Annotated in this window: 8 protein-coding genes; 6 read left to right on the top strand and 2 right to left on the bottom strand. The window is 72.2% G+C overall.

All coding sequences use genetic code 11. From position 1 onward, the window contains the following. The first annotated feature begins 181 nt into the window (after nucleotides 1-181). Complete coding sequence (locus RND61_RS27875) at nucleotides 182-1,300, top strand: mechanosensitive ion channel family protein (RefSeq protein ID WP_315880893.1); 1,119 nt, start codon at nucleotides 182-184, stop codon at nucleotides 1,298-1,300. 1,135 nt (nucleotides 1,301-2,435) lie between these two features. On the opposite strand, the gene RND61_RS27870 is transcribed toward RND61_RS27875, so the two are convergent. Next, nucleotides 2,436-9,038: an RHS repeat-associated core domain-containing protein gene (locus RND61_RS27870; protein WP_315880892.1), complete on the bottom strand. Its 6,603-nt coding sequence runs from the start codon at nucleotides 9,036-9,038 to the stop codon at nucleotides 2,436-2,438. A gap of 141 nt (nucleotides 9,039-9,179) precedes the next feature. Next, the gene (locus RND61_RS27865; RefSeq protein ID WP_315880891.1) at nucleotides 9,180-12,863 is read right to left on the bottom strand and encodes a LamG-like jellyroll fold domain-containing protein; all 3,684 of its coding nucleotides are present in this window, start codon (nucleotides 12,861-12,863) and stop codon (nucleotides 9,180-9,182) included. A 405-nt stretch (nucleotides 12,864-13,268) separates the two neighbouring features. Between RND61_RS27865 and RND61_RS27860 the strand changes: the two genes are divergently transcribed. From RND61_RS27860 to RND61_RS27840, 5 genes are all read left to right on the top strand, one after another. Further along, complete coding sequence (locus RND61_RS27860; RefSeq protein ID WP_315880908.1) at nucleotides 13,269-14,429, top strand: ROK family transcriptional regulator; 1,161 nt, start codon at nucleotides 13,269-13,271, stop codon at nucleotides 14,427-14,429. A 534-nt stretch (nucleotides 14,430-14,963) separates the two neighbouring features. Further along, a complete protein-coding gene (locus tag RND61_RS27855) occupies nucleotides 14,964-16,229 on the top strand; it encodes a 6-phospho-beta-glucosidase (protein ID WP_315880907.1) in 1,266 nt (421 codons plus the stop codon). Further along, the gene (locus tag RND61_RS27850) at nucleotides 16,220-17,263 is read left to right on the top strand and encodes an N-acetylglucosamine kinase (protein WP_315880890.1); all 1,044 of its coding nucleotides are present in this window, start codon (nucleotides 16,220-16,222) and stop codon (nucleotides 17,261-17,263) included. The genes RND61_RS27855 and RND61_RS27850 overlap by 10 nt, the downstream gene beginning before the upstream one ends. Nucleotides 17,264-17,432: 169 nt before the next feature. Further along, on the top strand, nucleotides 17,433-18,812 hold the full coding sequence (locus tag RND61_RS27845; protein WP_391654283.1) for a hypothetical protein: 1,380 nt from the start codon (nucleotides 17,433-17,435) through the stop codon (nucleotides 18,810-18,812). A 20-nt stretch (nucleotides 18,813-18,832) separates the two neighbouring features. Then, nucleotides 18,833-19,939, top strand: a complete 1,107-nt coding sequence (locus RND61_RS27840; RefSeq protein ID WP_315880889.1) for a glutamate ABC transporter substrate-binding protein — start codon at nucleotides 18,833-18,835, stop codon at nucleotides 19,937-19,939. Nucleotides 19,940-19,947: the final 8 nt, after the last annotated feature.

The raw sequence follows: 19,947 nt of genomic DNA, 5'->3' as shown, positions 1-19,947 counted from the left end.
AGTCTCTCCTCATGCCAGGTCGAAGCGCCACCACATGGGGGTAACGGGCTGGAGGTGTTTTCGACCACAGGGTGGTCATCCCCACATGAGACAAGGCTCTCCCTCGAACACGGCGCCGAACCCCGTGGCTCCCCCCGTTTAATGGAAGCGACCCGCCCGTGACGCCAGGAGGTTCCCCGCCGTGCTGTGGTCGGCCCCGCCCGCTGTTCCCTCGACCGACTCCGACCCGTCCCCGTCGCCCGCCAACCCCGTGTCGCTGGAGGAGGCCGCCCGCCAGGCCGGGGAGGCCGCGGGCTGGGTGGAGCAGAACTGGGCCACGTGGGTCAACACCGGCCTGCGCATCCTGCTGATCATCGCCATAGCGGTCACGCTCCGCTTCCTGGTCCGGCGGGCGCTGACGAAGCTGATAGACCGCATGAACCGCAGCGTCCAGGCCGTGGAGGGCACGGCGCTGGGCGGGCTGCTGGTCAACGCCGAACGGCGCCGCCAGCGGTCGGAGGCGATCGGCTCGGTCCTGCGCTCGGTGGCGTCGTTCCTGATCATGGGTACGGCGGCGCTGATGGTGCTGGGCGCCTTCCAGATCGACCTGGCGCCGCTGCTGGCGTCGGCCGGTGTGGCCGGCGTGGCGATCGGCTTCGGCGCGCGGAACCTGGTCACGGACTTCCTGTCGGGCGTCTTCATGATCCTGGAGGACCAGTACGGGGTGGGTGACTCGATCGACGCGGGGGTGGCCTCCGGCGAGGTCATCGAGGTGGGCCTGCGGGTGACGAAGCTGCGGGGCGTCGACGGCGAGATCTGGTACGTCCGCAACGGCGAGATCAAGCGGATCGGCAACCTGAGCCAGGGCTGGGCGACGGCCGCCGTGGACGTCACGGTCCGCCCGACGGAGGACCTGGACGCGCTGCGGGGGCTGATCGAGGGCGTGGCGGAGGAGATGGCCGCCGAGGAGCCCTGGAACGAGCGCCTGTGGGGCCCCATCGAGGTGCTGGGCCTCACCGAGGTCCTGATCGACTCCATGACGCTGCGGGTCTCGGCGAAGACGATGCCGGGCAAGGCGCTGGGCGTGGAGCGGGAGATCCGCTGGCGCGTCAAGCGCGCGTTCGACGCGGCGGGCGTCCGCATCGTGGGCGGCGTGCCGCTGCCCGCGGAGGACGACCCGGCCCCCGACCCGACGGCCTCCGTGGCCGCCCCGTCCGCCTTCGCCTCCCCGACGACCCCCCAGTCGATGGCCGCCACCCCCCTCCAGCCCCCCGCCCCGATACCCCATCCGTCGACGGGCCCGAACCTGTCGAAGGGCTGATGTACGCCTGCCATGCTGCCCCGTTGACAATCAACCCCGATTCTTCGTGAGCGTCCGCTGACGGAGCTGAGATTCTGCGGTGCTGTTCCAGGACGAGTGCGTCCTGGAAAATTAAAGTGGGTTGGTTAGGGCTACAGCACACATAGCAAGAGGCCGCCGATCGAGCTGGGCGAGGACATGTTCGAACGGGTTACAGAACCGAGAGGGGACCTTGTTGACCGCTCTGATAGGTGGTGAGGGCTCCTCCGTAGCGCCACTTAACGGAGTTCAGAAGGCACCCCCGGCACCTTGTCCGCCGGAACCAGGATCCGTAGGTGTTCGCACACGGCGACGATCCGGTGCATTCGTGCGGCGGTGACGTCTACGCTCCAGCCGGACAGCACCGGGCGGGCACCAGACCAGCCGATCGGTTGAGTCGGTGACCGCCTGCATGTTCACGCCGTGACTGTGGGCCTTGTCGGAGCGGTGGCTCGGCCGTCGCCGATCCGGTCACGTATTCGGTGATGGGTGCCGTCCACCAGTATGCACCTTGGTTTCACGCGACGTAGAGCCCATAGCGGGGGATCCTTCGGGGCCAAGTGCCCGGTGCCGCTGCATACACAAGCGTGGGCGGTGACCTCGCTGATGTCGAACCCGGTGGCGATCTTCGCGAGGGTGGTGTGCTCGCGTGGGTAGACCAGGGCGACCATAGCCCGCCGGAGAGGGGCCGTCTTGCAGTGACAGCCGTCCTCGCGGGTGACGATGAGCATCATGACCCACTCCGCAAACGTGTGCGGAGGATCGAGTACGGCAGGGCAAGTCACTAACGAAGCCCCCGGAGCGGCGGACTGAGACGTCAGACATCTCGATCAACCATCCGGAGGCCTCGCTCGTCAAACCGTCCATCCATCGCTCGATCAGCGGGCAGGATGAAAAAGGTCAGTCTCCTGGAATTTCACAATACTCGACGGCTTGGCCGGCCTCATCCCAGAAAACCCAAAGACGATTGCACAGCGCACAACGCCATACATCGATGCCCCTACCGAACAAGGCAGCACCATCGACGTCTACGGCATCAAACTCCTTATATGGAAGGAGCACCATACTGTTCTCTGGGTCATCATCTCGCAATATATTTCCACACTTACACCTCATCTTAGCCATCAGCCCCTCCAATGAAGCGAACGTCACTAATGAAGCTGGTCTTTCCCCAGCTACGGATCTGATTATTCACCCGCACGAGCATCCCGTCGAACTCAGAGGCAGAGAGCCTGGTCTGAGAAAGATCGACAATCACGCCACCCCCGTGAACCTGGGAATGCTTCTTGGCGACTTTATTGACGATGGCCTTCACGGCAGTATCAGGATGGGGCGTATAAACATCCCAGGGCACACCATCCACCAAGAGGTCACTCGTTCTGCCCTGCGCCCTAGTACCCTCAGGGTCCCTCAATACAACACGCTTACCGAGAGATGCCATATATTGCGCTCCGGCAACTTCAGAAGCAGATGGCCTGGAGGCCGTCACCGTCAAGCGCCCGATCTGCGGCCCAGAAATTACGGGCCCCTTACCCACAGCACCTCGGGGGACGCCTCCAGCTTTCAATGGGGCCGGGGCCGGAGCCTCCGACATGATGGCCATGTCGATGCCCACATGAGCACAGGCCACAGGCATAGCCGCGCATACAGGAGCGAGAGCAGCTATCGCTGCCGCCCCAGCCAGTCCGTACGCCGCCACACAAGTCCACCCGCTGCACGGCCCATTCAGACTTGGGTCTCCTGCGGGATAGCCCCCCGGTACGTTGACTGTCGGGTGGTAGCCGTTGCTGGTGTCCGTGGTGGCAACGCTGGAACCACCGCTCGAGGCGCAGAAACTCGTACCCATTGCGTAGTGGCACTGAGTGTCGCCTGAGGCTGTACCGCTAGTGGAACCACCGCCACCGCCGCCGCCACCGCCGCCACCGCCACCGCCACCGCCGCCGCCGCCGCTGGGGACGGTGGACGGCTGGCCGCTCTTGCCGCCGTTGGGGTTGGTGGGGCAGGCCTCCTGGTCGGGGCCCTTGCCGCAGGCCAGGCCCAGGCCGGACGGGTCGGCGTTGGCGACCGGGTTCTGGGCGCCGTAGGTGTAGCCGGTCAGGGTCTGGTGGAGGTCGAGCTGGAGGAGCGGGTCGACGCTGAGGAACAGACCGGTGGTCGGGTCGTACTCGCGGGCGCCGATGTGGGTGAGACCCGTGGCCTTGTCCGCCGGCTTGCCCAGGAAGGACTTGTCGTCCGGCCAGGTCGGGGTCGCCGGACCGCGCTGGGCGCCGAAGGGCGTCGTGTAGCGCCTCGTGATCGCCATCGTCGTGGCGTCGAGGGCGACGCTGCCCGTGCCGTGGTGGTCCGCGACCAGGTAGCTGAGCTTGCTCCCGCTCACGCCCGCCGTCGCGGTGCGGACCGCGACGGTCTTGCCGGCCGCCGTGTAGTAGCGGGTGCCGGAGAGGGTCTTCGCGGTGCCCTTCGTGGTGAGGCGGACCTCCGTGGAGCCGAGGTAGAGGACCGTGTCGCCGTCGCCCGTGGCGCGGCGGACGAGCAGTTCGCCGGAGGCGTCGTACAGGTAGCTCGTGCCGAGGGCGGGCTTGGTGCCGGCCGCCGGTTCGGTCGTGCCGACGAGCTTGCCCTCGCTGTTCCAGGTCAGGGTCTGCTGGGCCTGGGTGCCGGGGCGGCCGGTGGTGTTGCCGGCCCTGTCGTAGGAGTAGGTGGCGTTCCTGGCGCCGGTCGTCCTGGCCAGGGGGTGCGGCTGGCCCGCCGCGGTGCCGTAGGCGTACGTGGTGGTCCTGTCGCCCGTGGCCGTGTGCTCGGTCTCCGTGGCGCGCTGTCCGGCGGCGTTGTAGGTGTAGCCGTGCCAGTACGGGGCGGCGCCGTCGAGGTTCGACACGGTGCGGCCGGTGGCCGCGCAGTCGGCGGTCCTGGGCGTCCACGCTTCGGTGAGGCGGCGGTGGCCGTCGTAGGTGAAGCACTGGTGGTCGGGCTTCGCGGTGCCGCCCTGGGTGGCGGTGTCGAAGAGGGAGGTGACGTTGCCCGCGTCGTCCTGGGTGTAGTGCAGGTCCTGCGGCATGTAGGCGTGCACCGTGTCGGTGACGTAGGAGCGCGTCAGGCGCCGGGTTCCCTCTTCGTAGGTGTAGTTGAGGTAGGCCTTGTTCGCCGCGTCGTTCGAGCTGGTGCCGAGGGTGAGCTGGCTCACGTCGCCCTGCGGGGAGTACGCGGCCCCGAGCAGGTAGCCGGTGCCGCTGGCCACCTTCGTCTCCTGGCCCAGGTCGCCGCGCGTGACGGTGACGGTCTCCGCGGACAGACCCGCCACGGCCGGCATGGCCGTGCTCCGGACCGTGCCGTCCTGGTAGTACGTGGTGGACGCGGTCAGCGTCCTGGGCACACCGGCCGCGACGAGCGGATCGCCGTCGGGAAGGTTCAGTTGGCTCCCGGTGGGCTGGTACAGGGCGTTGTAGCCGGTGACCTTCTGCGTGTACGCCCTGCTGGCCGTCTGGTTGACGCCGTTCTCGTAGCGGACCGCGGTGTCCTGCTGTCCCTTGGCGAGGACGTCGTACGTCCAGGCCGCGAGCTTCGCGGCGTCCGTCTTCGTGCCGTCCCACAGACCGGCCTTGCGGCCCAGGACGTCGTACTCGGTGATCAGGGTCCTGCCGCGGGAGTCCGTGGCGCTGACCGCCTGGTCGAGCTCGTCGTAGACGGTGGTGGTCGTCCCCTTGTCCGGGTCGGTCGCGCCGGTCTGGCGGCCGAACAGGTCGTAGGAGTAGCTCCACCTGGCCTGGTCGGGGCCGGTGACGGTGGCCTGACGGCCGCCGGGGAGGTACGTGTACGTGGTGGTGGTGTGGTCCGAACCCGTGGGCTGGGGGCCGCCGTACTCACGGCGTTCCGTCGTCCGCCCGAGGGCGTCGGTCGTCACCGCCGTGGCCTGGCCACCGGCCGGGGCCGTGGTGGTGACCGTGTCACCGGTGTAGGCGGTCTCGGTGGTCCACCGGGGGACGTTGCGGACCTTGGTGACCGACTTGGTCGCGCGGCCCGCGCCGTCGTAGGTGACGTCGGTCTGCGTCGGGGCCTGAGCGCCCTCCGTGGCGACGAGGCCGCCGGACGGGGCGTTCTTCGGGTCCCAGATGTCGGCGGAGGTGGTGACCGCGAGCCCCCGCTCGTCGTACAGGGTCTCGCTGATCACGCGGCCGCCGGACGGTGACGGTACTTGCGTCTGGCGGGGCCGGAGCAGGGTGTCGTAGATCTCGTACGTGGTGTTGTACCCGCCGCCTGCGCCCTGGATGGTGCTGGTGGACACCCACGGGAGGGTGTCACCCGAGTTGGTCACGCTGTAGGCGTAGGTGTAGTTCGGGGGCATCCCTTCGGGTTTGTTCAGGTTGGGCAGCCACACCTTCGTCACCCGGCCGAGGGCGTCGTACTCGGAGTACGTGCTCTTGCCGTTCGGGTCGGTGACCTTCGTCGCGGCGCCGGTGGCGAAGTCCAGGAGGGTGGTGGTGGCGTGCCCCTTCGCGTTGGTGACCTTGGTCGTCGTCAGCGGGCCGGCCGTGGCGGGGGTGTAGACCGTGGTGGCCGTCGTCGTGTCGTGGGTGTCCTTGACGGTCAGCACGCGGCCGAGGGCGTCGTACGTCGCCGTCGACGTCTTCTGCCAGATCGGCTGGTCGTCGGTGCCGTAGCCCTTGGCGCGGCCGGTCCACCGCGGTTCGCCCACCGTGGGCGTCTGCGACGCGGACCAGGTGGTGGAGTCGTAGGCGGTGGCCGTGTCGGAGACGACGTCGCCGGGGCGGCCGGAGTCGGCGGGCAGGTCCAGCCGGTCGTCGGTCACGCAGGTGCCCGCCGTGGTGCGGGTGCGGCTGACCAGCGAGTTGATGCCGACGGCGTCGTTGCGGGCGTACCAGGTACGGGTGCAGGTTTCGTCGCCCTCGACGGCGATGTCGCCCTTGTCGTGGACCTGGTGGGCCATGCCGTAGGCGTCGTACAGGGTCTGGACCGTGCGGACGCGGTCCCGGGCCGGGAGGTTGCCGGTGATGCGGGTCCGGCTGTGCGTGGCCGCCGTGCGGACGAAGTGGGCCTCGGTGTCGGCGTACGACTTGTGCTGGGTGGCGGTGCGCTTCGACCAGGGGTCGTTGACCTGGCCGGACACCTCGGCCTCGCCGTTGTAGGTGACGGTCTCGCGGGTGAAGCCCGCGTACTGTGCCGAGTCGGTCAGGGCCGGGGCGGCGATGCCGGTGACCGTGGCGGTCTTCCGGGCGTCCGGGTCCGGGGTCTTGCCGTCGGGGCCGAGGACGCGGTCGCCGTCCATGCCGCGCATGTACGCGGTGACGGTCCTGGAGCGGGTCTTGCCGGCGATGCCGGTGTGGTGGGTGACCTTGCCGAAGCCTCGCCAGATGGACCAGGTGCGCTCCTTGGCGGGGGTCATGGGGTCGTTGTTGTAGTGCCAGGCGCCGCCACCGTCGTACGTGTAGGTGTGCTCGACGGAGGGGGAGGAGCCGAGGCGGTCGCTGGTGGTGACCGAGCTGACCGGGTACTTGTGGAACCAGTCGAGCATCGGCTCGTCGCCGCCGTTGGGCGCCCAGACGACCGGGTAGCAGCGGCGGGTGTTGGTGTCGACCTTGGGCTTGGGCTGGCTCGCGAGGCAGTCCGCCTGCAGGTAGTTGACGATCGTCTGCGCGCCGGTCTCGGACGTGATCGTGTACAGCCGGGGCTTGTAGAGCGGCAGGATGTCGTCGGTCTCGCCGTCGACCCGGTTCGTCCGGTACTCGTGCGCGAACGTCACCGGCGGCAGCGAGACGGGCGTACCGCGCCGCCCGGTCTGGCGGATCTCCTCGAGCCAGAGGGACTGGTCGGTCGAGTCGCCCGTGTCGCCCGGGTCGAGGTACGTCTGCTTCAGGCTCCAGGAGTCCACCGGCTCGTAGGCGGGCGTGGCGGCGGCCGCGTTCCACGCCTCGGTGGTGATGCCCGTCATGCGCTTGCGGGTGTAGAAGGTCGGGCCGGTGTTGCCCGTGCACTTCTGGCCGGCCTTGCACTCGGCGTCGAAGGGGACGTCGGGCCAGTTGTCCCGGGTGTCCTCGGTCAGCGAGTCGCAGCCGGTGCCGGAGGCGACGCAGCGCTCGGCGTAGTCGAACAGCACGCGGTTCGAGGCCGCCGGCAGGGCGAACAGGGCGTCCTTGCGCTGGCCGTAGCGGATCTCCTTGAGGGTGCCGCCGCGGACGTAGGACGTGCCCGTGTCGTCGTCGCCGAGCATGTCGTAGTGGTTGTGCTCGGCGTTGTACCAGTACGACATGGCGTTGCCGTGGGTGTCCTCGACGTAGTCGAGGTTCCAGCGCCACGCCTGCTTCTCGGCCCGGCCGGAGAAGCTGCCGCTCTGCGTGTGGCCGGGCTCGCCCTCGTCGTCGCCGAAGACCGGGACGGTCCACACGGACTGCGTCGCCTGGGTCGTGGCGCCCGGCAGCTTGTTCAGGCCGAAGTGGTACTTGGTGCCGTCACCGGTGATGACGGTCCAGTACTCGCGGTCGTCGTCGCCGTTGTCCGCCCCGTCGGTGCCCGAGTGGTGCAGGACGGTGGAGGCGTCATCGTTCTTGAGGCGCCACTGGCCGTCGGTGTCGTCCTTGACGAGCTCGGTGGCGTGGCCGTTGAGGACGAGGGAGGCGTTCTCGTACTTCCAGCACAGGTCGTGCTTGTCCTTCTGGTCGTCGTCGTCGCACGAGCCGTACTTCCGCTCGATGTAGGACGACGTGATGTCGAAGCCCTCGCCGACCGTGGTGCCCTGGTTGTTGGTGGACGCCGTGCGGCCGTCGACGCTGCCCGAGTCGTAGGAGATCTTCAGGTCGGGCTTCGGGCCGGCCGCCGAGGGCGGGACCCGCAAGGGGTACGACCAGGTGAACGTGCCGGACGAGCCGCCGGCCTCCCAGGTGGAGGACGCGGCGAGCGGCGTGGCCTTGTAGTCGCCCGTCCCGGACTTGGTGCCCGCGGCGAGCGCCAGCACCATCGTCCGCTGCGCCGCGGGTGCCGGGGCGGAGCGGTCGGCCCGGGACGGGGCGGCCTTGAAGGTCAGTTCGGCCTTCAGCTGCTCGGAGCGGCGGTCGTTGGTGAAGTGCAGCGGCGTACGGGTGCGGCACGCCGCGCCGGTGGGGGTGCTCAGCGCGCAGCCGGGGAGCCGCACGAGTTGGAGACGTCCCGCCCAGTCGCCGCCGTAGGCGGACGCGAAGGCGGTGTAGTCGACGGTGAGGTCGGACGTGCCGCCCCGGGCCGGACCGGTCACCGTCATGACCAGGCCCTTGACGCCCAGTTCGGCGGCGCGCCTCTGGTCGAGGACGGTGACGGTGACGGACTCGGCCGCCTTCTTCGCCCCGCCGCTCCTGGTGAGGGTGACCGGGAGGCCACCCGGGGCGGCCTCGGCCGCGCCCTTCGAGGGCAGTTTCAGGGTGGTGGTGCCGGCGCTCGGCCACGTCACGGACGTGGCCCGGTCCTTGGCGGCCCGCTGGATCGCCCTGCGGTCCGCGGCGGCCGCCCGTTGGACGATCTCGGTCGTCCTCCTGTCGGCCTTGGCGCGGAACGGGGCGACCTCGTCCGCGCGTGGTGCCTGGAGTCCGGGCCTGCCGAGCGGGTCGACGTCGTCGGCCCATGCGGGAGCGGTCAGGAGGCCGGGTATCAGGGCCAGGCCGGTGAGCGCGGCGATCTGCCGCAGCGGCCATCTGCGCCCGCGTCTTCCGTGGGCGGCCTGCGTGAATGAATTCATCAGCTTTTATCCGCTTTTAAAGTCGTTGTGCCGGATGGGCTCGGTGATGGGTGGGAAGGGAGGGCGCGGGCAGGGGCCGCGTGCGGGAGAAGCCGGGGCCCGGGGCGACGTGTCATCGACCCCGGGCCGTTGACCAGCAGGTCAGATGTCACCCGGGTTGCCCAGGACCTTGGAGTCGATCTGGTCCTCGATCATCGCGCCGGTCCACACCCGCAGGTCGCTGACGGCTCCGGGCAGGAAGTGCCCGCTGGTGCCCTTCGCGGTTCCACGGCCCGCCGTCAGCGTTCCCGAGCCCTGGGTGGGCGCGGTGAAGGAAGTGGGCTCGTACGAAGCCTGGCCCGCGGCACCGAGGTAGAGCCGGACGTTGCCGTGTCCCGTCTCCGTCTCTTCGGCGTGGTCGAAGACGCCGGTCACCTGCACCCAGGTGTCGAGCTCGGCCGGTTCCTGGGACGACGTCCACACCGTGTACAGCACCTTCCCCGCGGCGTCGGTGGCCGTGCGGCCGAAGCGCCACCGGTAGGTCTCCTCGGAGGTCTTCTCCACCCACAGCGCCCAGGACGACTCCCCGCCCGCGGGGGTGGCCTGGCCGATCACGTAGGAGCGCGAGCCCACCGGTCTCGCCGCCAATCGGGCACTGTCCAGACGCACCCTGGCGGACACCGTGAAGGATCCGGTCTCGTCGACCACCGGACCGGTGGCCTGGGCGTGGCCCTTGGCCCCGTCGAGACGCAGCTCCGTGCCGTCGTCGCCCTCGACCAGCTGCGCGCCTTCGGCGGACAGGGTCAGCGCCGGTCTGCCGTAGCCGCTCGTCTCCGCGATCTGCGTGCCGGACGCGCCCTCGGCGTTCCAGTGCGCGACCAGTTCGGTGGCCGGGGTCTCGAGTGTCGCCGTCTCCCTGGCCTGCGACTCCTGGCGGATCTCGTCCGCGTTGAGCGCCCGCTGCCAGACGGCGGTCTCGTCGACGTACCCGCGGAAGTACTGCTGGTAGACGCCGCCCGACTTGGTCCGGCCGATCTGCAGGCCGTCGGAGGACGCCCACGGCTCGTACGCCGGGGCCGTCGCGGACAGTCTCATCGGCTGACCCTGGGGGCGGCCGTTGACGAACAGATGGATCGTGTCGTCCGTCTTGTCGGTGGTGCCCTTGGTGTCGAACACTCCGGCGAGGTGGGTCCAGACCTTGGTGGGCGGATGCAGGGTGTCACCGAAGGAGATGACGTCCGGCGACGAGCTCAGGTCCTGACTACCGCGATTGAACGCCCACCTTCCATAACCTGAGGAGTAGTAGAGCGTAAAGGCGCTGTCCTGCGCGCCCGGAGCGGACAGAACCACATGGTTGGTCGCGGTGTCCGTCAGGTACGCCCATGTGGAGACGGTGAACGAGTCCCGCGTGTTCACCGCGGGGCCCGTCGTGGCGGCGTACGCCTCCTGCTTGGCCGGGTCCGTGCTGTTCAGGTCGAGCGCGTGGTCCCCGGCACCCCGGCGGGACCGCTCCGACCACGCGGCGCCGCCCGACAGGGCCGCGTCGTGGCGGACGGTTCCCTCGGTGGCGGTGTCCTTCGTCGTCGTGCTCGTCGCCGTGCCCTGCGGGGGGTCGGCGAACTGCCAGCGGCCCACGGCGCCCTGGCCGGGCGCGACCTTGAAGACGTACTCGGCCTTCTGCCCGTAGCGCTCCCGCACGTCCCGGGCCTCCACGGTGAGGACGTGCGTCCCCGCCAGCGTGGGGGTCACGGACTGGGCCGCGGGTGAACCGCCGTTCACGGTGGAGGCACCGGTCTGGGTGATCAGCCGGTAGCGGTAGCCGGCGATGTCCGTGGCGCCGGTCGTGGCGTTCACGTCCGCCGGGTTGGGGCGGAAGGTGAACAGGCCCGCCCGGCCGGGCGCGCCCGTCGCGGGGCAGTCGTCGGTGAGGCACGGGACGTAGGGCCCGTTGCTGGTGATCTGAGGGGCCTTCGGGGCCGTGGTGTCGGTCTTGAAGTAGCACCACGGCGTGTAGGCCGACGACATGGAGAGCGTCTTGCCGTCGAGCATCCAGTAGGACCGCGTCTGCATCCTCGCCCGGTACAGGATCTGGTCGGCGCGGTGGGACATCTCGATGGTCTCTAGGTGCCCGTCCGACCGGTAGCTGGGGGACAGCGCGTCCCACGTGTGGATCCACTTGGCCGTGTTGGGGTCGTAGCGCTCGGCGTCGAAGTACACCTTCAGGGAGCCCTTGAAGGCGTTGGACGCCGGCTGCACCAGGGTCTGCGCGGCCGCCTGCACCCTCGGTGTGGCGGTGGTGATGATCAGCGGGTCGCCGCTGTTGGGGTTGCAGTACCGCGTGGTGCCGTTGCCGGGGACGATCCCGTACGGGCTCGGCAGGCCCGGCTTCGGCACGTAGTTGATCTGCAGCTGGGCGTTGTCGTCGAACCGCTTCCACGCGTCCGGGTCGTTCTCGTCCTTGGCCCGCAGCATCAGCGTGAGCCTGGGGAACTTGCCGTCCGCGAAGGACCGCACGGTGGAGGTGAGGTTCTCGTCGGTCTCCTCCGGGTTGTCGCTGAACTCGACCCACGAGTCCGGCTGCTCCGGGTCGCAGGCGGTGCCGCGGCCGGCGGACACGTCGCGGTCGCCCATGAGGTCCAGCTGCGCCGGTCCCGGCCAGCGGGTCCCCTCGGAGATGTTGTTGGTGCGCCACAGGTCGACCCACTGCGACGTGCAGGAGAACGACCACGTCTCGTAGGCGCGGAACGTCGCGTCGATCACGTACTTGCCCGACAGGTTGGTCGGCGCGAACTCGAAGTACATGCGGTTGGTGTAGTCGCTGCCGCAGTACCAGGGGCCGAGGCGGTTGCAGTTGCCCACCCCGTGGTCACCGTCGAAGTCGTAGAACCGGTCGCCGTCCGACGACAGCACGGTCCGCTCGTCGAGCGCCAGGCCCATCGGCGGGTCGATGTAGACGGGGAAGACCGTGTCCTCGCCCCGCAGGAGCTCCGGGTCCGGCCTCACCGTCACCGTGTCGGCCGCGACCGTCACGGGCAGGACCGCGCTGGCGTCCCCCTGACCGGGGTGCGCGTCGTCCTGCTCGGACGAGGGTGCGCCCGGTCCCCGTTCCTGCCCGGCCGGTGTCCCGGCCGGGGCGGCCGACAGCGTCTGCGGCCGCGGGCCCCCCTGTTCGTCCCCGGCGGAGTCCCACATCTGGCCCGCGGGTCCCGCGAAGACGGTGTTCCCGTCCTCGTCGACGGCCCGTACGCCGCCGCCGGCTCCGGGCACGATGTCCAGCCCGTCGCCGACGACGGTGAGGTCGATCTTCCGCAGTGCGGGGTTCGCCGCCGCCTCGGGCGTCTTGACGACCAGCACCTCGCGGTAGCCCTCGTCCGTCGCCGTCAGCCGCAGGTCCGTGCCGGGGAACACCTCCGGGTACGTGGCGGTGGCGCCGTCGAGCACCGGCTCGGGCAGCGGCCGGTGCCACCGCATGGTCACCGATCCCCGCTCCCCGCCGAGACGGAGGAGGTCCTTGTCCCCTCCGCCCGAGAACGCCACGTCCGCCACGGCCGCCTTCGGGCCCACAGTGCCGTCGGAGCGCCGCTCCAGCGTGACGTCGACGCTCCGCCACCCGCCGTCCTCGCCGCGGACGCGCTGCGGTCTCGTCGACTGCGTCAGCGTGTACGTACCGTCCGGGTTGGCCGTCGTCGTCGTGTACTCGGTGCGCTCCGAGACCACCTCGACCGGCTCGCCCGACTCGGCGGCCAGGGCCGACGCGTCGCTCGCGCCCGGCTGTCCCGACCGCTGCGCCGTCGTGGCCGCGGCGGCGTCGTCCGCCGGATGCGCGAACGCGTTCCCGGTCGCCATCACGGCCAGGCTCAACGCCACGAGAAATCCGCGGCCGCCCTGTCTTCGCCTGTGAGCAGGCATGGCTGAGTCACCCCCCAAGGGGCCTCCCCAGACCCCCGTTATCGAACATGCGATCCATTTAGATCACCGCTTGACGCTACGGAGTCACCCACCGCAAGGTCAACGCGTTATCGGTCACGACATGGCCGCTTACAAGAAGCTGACCCCCTGCCATGTGCCGCACTCCGTACCTTTTCCGCCCAACAGGGGGGAACGATCGGCTCCGCCCGGGATCCACCCTTGACGAGGACCGAAGGGCCACCTACGTTCGGCGTCGATAGGAAAGTTTCCTAACAGTGCCGAAAGTTGGTGCCGACCGACGTGACCGGAACCGTCCCCGGGACCCCGCGCGTGCTGCGGGCGATGAACGACCGGGCCGCGCTCGACCTGCTGCTGCGGCACGGGCCGCTGTCGCGGGCGCGGATCGGGAAGCTGACCGGGCTGTCCAAGCCGACCGCGTCGCAGCTGCTGGCGCGGCTGGAGGCGGCCGGGCTCGTCGTCGTGACCGGGACGTCCGAGGGGCGGCCCGGGCCGAACGCACAGCTGTACGGGGTGAATCCGCGGGCCGCGTACGCCGCCGGGCTCGACGTGAACCCGCGGCGCGTGCGGGCGGCCGTCGCGGACGTGACCGGGGCCGTCGTCGGGGAGTTCGAGCTGCCGACGCCCCGCCGGGGCCGGCCCGGTGCCGTGCGGCAGGTCACCGACGCGCTCGACGGCGCGGTGGGGGCGGCGGGGCTGGCCCGGCGGGACGTGCACCGGGTCGTGATCGGCACGCCCGGCGCGTTCGACCCGTCGAGCGGTCGGCTCCGGTACGCCTCGCACCTGCCCGGCTGGCACGGGCCGGGCCTGCTGGAGGAGATGGCCGCCGCGCTGCCGATGCCGGTCGAGTACGAGAACGACGTCAACCTGGTCGCCGTCGCCGAACAGCGCCTCGGTGCCGCCGCCGGGTACGGCGACTTCGTCCTGCTGTGGAGCGAGGAGGGCCTCGGCGCCGCCCTCGTGCTGGGCGGGCGGCTGCACCGCGGCCGCACGGGCGGCGCCGGCGAGGTCGGGTTCATGCCCGTGCCCGGCACCCCGCTCGTACGGAACGTCGCCAAGGCCGGCAGCGGCGGCTTCCAGGAGCTGGCCGGCGCCCAGGTGCTGCCCCGCCTCGCCCGCGGGCTGGGGCTCCCCGTGCCGTCCGGCGGCTACCCCGAGGTCGCCGTGCGGCTGCTGCGCACCGCCGCCGCCGAGGGCTCCGGCGGGTACGCCCGGCTGCTCGACGCGTACGCCACCGGGCTCGCGACCGGTCTGGCCGCGCTCGTCGCCGTGCTCGACCCCGAGCTGGTCGTGCTCTCCGGCGACGTGGTCGCGGCCGGGGGCGAGCCGCTGCGCGAACGGGTCGGCGCCGAGCTGGCGGAGCTGGCCGCCGCCCGGCCGCGCCTCGTCCTCGGCGCCGTACGGGAGCACCCCGTGCTGCGGGGAGCGCTGGAGGCGGCGCTGGCCGCCACCCGCGACGACGTGTTCGACACCTCCGCGCGATGAGCCGACGGCCCGATGTCCCGATGAGCCGACGGCCCGATGTCCCGACGGTCCGACGGTCCGACGGTCCGATGACGTGACGACCCGATGTCCCCATGCGCCTATGACCTGACGAGCCGATGACCTGATGTCCCGATGGCGTGACGACGTGATGTCCCGTACGTCCGCGCCGTACGCACGCCCGCGCCGCCCGTACGCCCGTGCGTCCGCACGAACCGCGTGATCCGCACGCCCCGCCGTCCCCCGCCGTCCCCCGTCGACAGGAGACACCGCCGTGCCCGTGCCCCGCCGGTCCCGCGCCCTCCCGCGCGGTCGTCGCCTCCCCGGCCCCGGCCGCCGTCCTCTCCGGTCGCACCGGCTCCTCCGTCGGAGGCGCCCGCGTCGACCCGAACGCCCCGGTGACGCCGACCTTCCGGCACGGCTGTTCCGCGCCGGTCGTCGTCGTGTTCCTCCTCGCCCGGAGGGCTTTCGCCGAGGCGCCGTGCCGACCGGAGCGAAGGGGCAAGGGAAACGGAGATGGGAGTGGGGATGAGTGGCATGAAACTCGTGGTCGTGGGGGGTGGCTCCACCTACACGCCGGAGCTGGTCGACGGGTTCGCGCGGCTGCGCGACACCCTGCCGGTCGGGGAACTGGTCCTCGTCGACCCGGCGGCGGACCGGCTGGAACCGGTCGGCGGGCTGGCCCGGCGGATCTTCGCCCGGCAGGGCCACCCGGGGGTGGTGACCACCACGGGTGACCTGGAGGCGGCCGTCGACGGCGCCGACGCCGTCCTGCTCCAACTGCGCGTCGGCGGGCAGGCCGCGCGACAGCAGGACGAGACGTGGCCGCTGGAGTGCGGCTGCGTCGGGCAGGAGACCACCGGGGCGGGCGGGCTCGCGAAGGCCCTGCGGACCGTGCCGGTCGTCCTCGACATCGCCGAACGGGTGCGCGCCGCCAACCCGGAGGCCTGGATCATCGACTTCACCAACCCGGTCGGCATCGTCACCCGCGCCCTCCTCCAGGCCGGGCACAAGGCGGTCGGCCTGTGCAACGTCGCGATCGGCCTGCAGCGGAAGTTCGCCGCGCTGCTCGGCGCGGCGCCGGCGGACGTGCACCTGGAGCACGTGGGGCTGAACCACCTGACGTGGGAGCTGGGCGTACGACTCGGCGGGCGCGACGGGACGGACGTGCTGCCGCGGCTGCTCGCCGAGCACGGCGACGCCGTCGCCGGCGACCTGGGGCTGCCGCGCGGCCTGCTGGACCGGCTGGGCGTCGTCCCCTCGTACTACCTGCGGTACTTCTACGCCCACGACGAGGTCGTGGACGAGCTGCGCGGCAAGCCGTCGCGGGCCGCCGAGGTCGCGGCGATGGAGCGGGAGCTGCTGGAGATGTACCGGGACCCGGCGCTGGACGAGAAGCCGGCGTTGCTGGCCCGGCGCGGCGGGGCGTACTACTCGGAGGCGGCCGTCGACCTGACCGCGTCGCTGCTGGGCGGCCGGGGCGGCGCCACGCAGGTGGTGAACGTCCGCAACGCCGGTGCGCTGCCGTTCCTGCCGGACGACGCGGTGGTGGAGGTGCAGGCCGAGGTGGACGCCGACGGCGCCCGGCCGCTGCCGGTGCGGGAGCTGGACCCGCTGTACGCGGGGCTGATCGCGCACGTCACCGCGTACGAGGAGCTGGCGCTGGAGGCGGCGCTGCGGGGTGGCCGCGACCGGGTGTTCCGGGCGCTGCTGGCCCACCCGCTGGTCGGCCAGTACGCGTACGCCGACACGCTCACGGACCGGCTGATCGCGCACAACCGGGAGCACCTCGCGTGGGCGTGAACGCGGTGCCGGCCGTGCTGGCGATCGACGCGGGCAACAGCAAGACGGACGCGGCGCTCGTCGGCGCGGACGGGTCGGTCCTCGGGACGGGTCGCGGCGGCGGCTTCCGGCCGCAGCTGGTGGGGGTCGGGGCGGCCGTCGAGGCGCTGGCGGCCGCGGTCGGGGAGGCGGCGCGGGAGGCCGGGCTCGCCGACCTCGGGCCGCCGGACGGCCCGGCGTGCGCGGCGCACGTGTCGGCGTGCCTCGCCAACGCCGACCTGCCGGTGGAGGAGGAGGAGCTGGCCCGCGCCGTGGCGGAGCGCGGCTGGGGCGCGTCCGTGCGGGTGCGCAACGACACTTTCGCGGTGCTGCGGGCCGGGGTGGACGAGCCGCGGGGCGTGGCCGTCGTGTGCGGGGCGGGCATCAACTGCGTGGGCGTGCGCCCGGACGGGCGCACCGCGCGGTTCCCGGCGGTGGGGCGCCTCTCCGGCGACTGGGGCGGCGGATGGGGCCTGGCGGAGGAGGCGCTGTGGTACGCGGCGCGGGCGGAGGACGGGCGGGGCGAGCCGACGGAGCTGGCCCGGGCGCTGCCCGCGCACTTCGGCCTGGAGTCCATGTACGCGCTGATCGAGGCGGTGCACCTGGGCCGCCTCCCGGGCGGGCGGCGCCACGAGCTGGCGCCCGTGGTGTTCGCGGTCGGCGCGGCCGGTGACCCGGTGGCGCGGGCGCTGGTGGAGCGGCTGGCGGAGGAGGTCGTCACGATGGCGGTGGTCGCCCTGGAGCGGCTCGGGCTGCGGGACGCGCCGGAGCCGGTGCCGGTGGTGCTGGGCGGGAGCGTCCTGGCGGCCGGGCACCCGGAGCTGAACGGTCGGATCGGCGAGCTGCTGCGGGAGCGGGCGCCCGCGGCGGTGCCGCGGGTGGTGGACGCGCCGCCGGTGCTCGGCGCGGCGCTGCTGGGGCTCGACGACGTGGGGGCGTGCGCGGCGGCCGGGAGGGCGCTCAGGGCGCACTTCGCGCCGGGGCGGAACCGCGTGGGAGCGGATCGCGTTCTGTGAACGGGGGGTTCGAATGACGGTGCGAAGGGGACGCCGGGCGCGATAAGTACAAGATCCGGTCAAGCCCGTGTCCCCGGCGCCCCCCTGCGGCCATACTGCTGGCCGGGCCGCCGCCCCCCGGTGCTCGGGGAGGCGGCGGGCCGACGCCGGAGACCGAGGGGGAGGTCACGTGTCAGACGCGCGGAACGCGCGGCCCGCACCGGCGGGCGCGCCGGTGCCTCCGGGCGGAGCCGGCGCCCCGCGCGGTGCCTCCCGGCGCGGGCTGCCGGCCCGGCTGCGGGCCGCCGCGACCACGCCGCCCGGCCGGCTGCGGCTCCTGGGCGCCGTACTCGCCCTGCTGGTCGTCGCGTTCGGCGCGGTCACCGCCCTGGAGGTCACCGGCCGGTCGCACGCCGCCGGCGACGTGGTGGGCCGGAGCCAGCCGCTCAGCGCCGACGCCGCGCACATCTACCGCTCCCTCGCCGACGCCGACACGGCCGCCGCCAGCGGGTTCCTCGCCGGCGCGAAGGAGCCCGCCGACGTCCGGGAGCGGTACGAGGAGGACATCGCGACCGCCGCCCGCCTGCTGGTGAAGGCCGCGGCGAACACGGACGGCTCGTCCGCGTCGGCCGCCGAGATCACCACCCTCAACGAGCAACTCCCCCGCTACACGGGCCTCGTCGAGCAGGCCCGTGCCGCCAACCGGCAGGGCCTGCCGCTCGGCGGCGCCTACCTGCGGTACGCGAACCAGCGGATGACGGCCCGGTTGCTGCCCGCCGCCGAGCGGCTGTACGAGGCGGAGACGGCGCGGCTCGCCGAGGACGAGGGCCACGCGCGCGCGTGGCCCGCGCTCTCCCTCGCCGCGGGTCTGCTCGTCCTGGCCGCGCTCGCCTGGGCGCAGTGGCGCGACCACCGGCGTACGAACCGGATCCTGAACCCGGGGCTGCTGGCCGCGACGGCCGCGACGGCGGCGGCGCTGCTGTGGCTCGCGGGCGCCCACACGGCGGCGCGGGCCGGCCTGGGTGACGCCCGCGCCCACGGTCAGGATTCGCTCAAGGTGCTGAACGAGGCCCGGATCGGTTCCCTGAAGGCCCGTGCGAACGAGAACCTGACTCTCGTGGCACGTGGCGCGGTACTCACCGACGACGGCAGGAGCGACAAGTACGCGACCGACTACGGCGCGGCCATGGCCGGGCTGGACCGGGCGCTCGCCGAGGCGCGGCGGCTGGCCGACGACGCGGCGGGCGGCGACCCGGTGGCGGACGCCGCCCGCTGGACCGGCGAGTGGCGGACCCGGCACACGGCGGCGCGGCACACGGACGAGGCGGGCGACTACGACGGGGCGCTGAGGCAGGTCATAGGGGGCGAGGCGTCGACGGGCGCCGCGTTCGACCGGGTCGACGCGGCGCTGCGGAAGGCCCTCGACCACGAGCAGGGGGAGTTCACCCGGGCCGCCGGCCGCGCCCGCGACGCCCTGTCGGGCCTCCCCGAGGGGGCCGCCGCCCTGACCGTGCTGGGCGCGGTCGGCGTGGTGGCGGGCGTCAACCGCAGGCTGGCGGAGTACCGGTGACCGGCGGGGGGAGGGGTGCGGTGGACGACCGTGGAACACGGCGCGGCCGACCGCGCCGCCGGGGAGGGGCGGACGCCCTGGGCGCCGCCTGCCTGCTGGCGGCGGCCTCGGCCCTCGTACCGCCGGGGCCCGGCCCGGCCGGACCTCCCGGCACGGACCCGGCGCGGGCGCTGCCCGCCGCGGCCGGGCAGGCCGCGTCCGCCGGGGAGACCGCCGTCAGGGAGATCGCCGCCGGGCAGGCCACGACTGCCGGTCAGATCGCAACCGCCGGGCAGGCCGCGGAGGACTGCGCGGACCCGGAGGCGTCGCTGCCGCCGTCCGCCGCGGACGGGCCGACGATCGCCGAGATCAAGGCGCGCGGGAAGCTCGTCGTCGGCGTCGACCAGAACAGCTACCGCTGGGGCTACCGCGACCCCGTCAAGGGCACCCTGGAGGGCTTCGACATCGACCTGGCGCGGGCCATCGCCGCGGACGTCCTCGGCAGCCCCGACGCGGTGATCTTCCGCGCCGTGCCCACCAACCAGCGCGTCGCCGCGCTGGAGGGCCGCAAGGTCGACCTGGTCGTCCGGACGATGACGATCAACTGCGCCCGGGCCAGGCAGGTCGCGTTCTCCACCGCCTACTTCGAGACCGGCCAGCAGGTCCTCGCCGCCAAGGACTCCCCGATCACCGGGTACGACGCGTCCCTGGCCGGCAAGCGCGTCTGCTCGGCCGAGGGCTCCACGGCGTACGAGGCGCTGGAGCGCGAGTCGTACGGCGCGGTCCACCGCGACGAGCACGACGGCACCCCGCGCGACCCCGACCGGTACACCGTGCCGAACCAACTGGACTGCCTGGTGCGGCTGCAGGCGGGCGAGGTCGACGCGGTCGTCACCGACAGCGCCCTCGCCGCCGGCCAGGCCGCCCAGGACCCGACCGTGGAGCTCAAGGGCGCCCCGTTCACGACCGAGTACTACGGCGTGGCCGCCAGGCTGGGCCACGACGACCTGGTGCGCCGCGTCAACCACGTCCTCGTGGCATACCGTGCCGGACCGTGGACACGCGCGTACGAGAAGTGGCTCAAGGCGGACCTGCCCGGCATATCCGGGCCGCCCGCGCCCAAGTACCGGACGAAACCGTCCCCCTGAGAGCGAGA

Source organism: Streptomyces tamarix (assembly GCF_032423885.1).
In the GTDB taxonomy this organism is placed as follows: Bacteria; Actinomycetota; Actinomycetes; order Streptomycetales; family Streptomycetaceae; genus Streptomyces; species Streptomyces tamarix.
The sequence above is the reverse complement of the archived record's forward strand: the minus strand, read 5'-3'. Positions and strand labels throughout refer to the sequence as shown.

Bases quoted from the DNA above. Each gene is read 5' to 3' on its own strand.
- RND61_RS27865 (WP_315880891.1), bottom strand. From the start codon at position 12,863: ATGGCGACCGGGAACGCGTTCGCGCATCCGGCGGACGACGCCGCCGCG.
- RND61_RS27855 (WP_315880907.1), top strand. From the start codon at position 14,964: ATGAAACTCGTGGTCGTGGGGGGTGGCTCCACCTACACGCCGGAGCTG.
- RND61_RS27870 (WP_315880892.1), bottom strand. From the start codon at position 9,038: ATGAATTCATTCACGCAGGCCGCCCACGGAAGACGCGGGCGCAGATGG.
- RND61_RS27860 (WP_315880908.1), top strand. From the start codon at position 13,269: ATGAACGACCGGGCCGCGCTCGACCTGCTGCTGCGGCACGGGCCGCTG.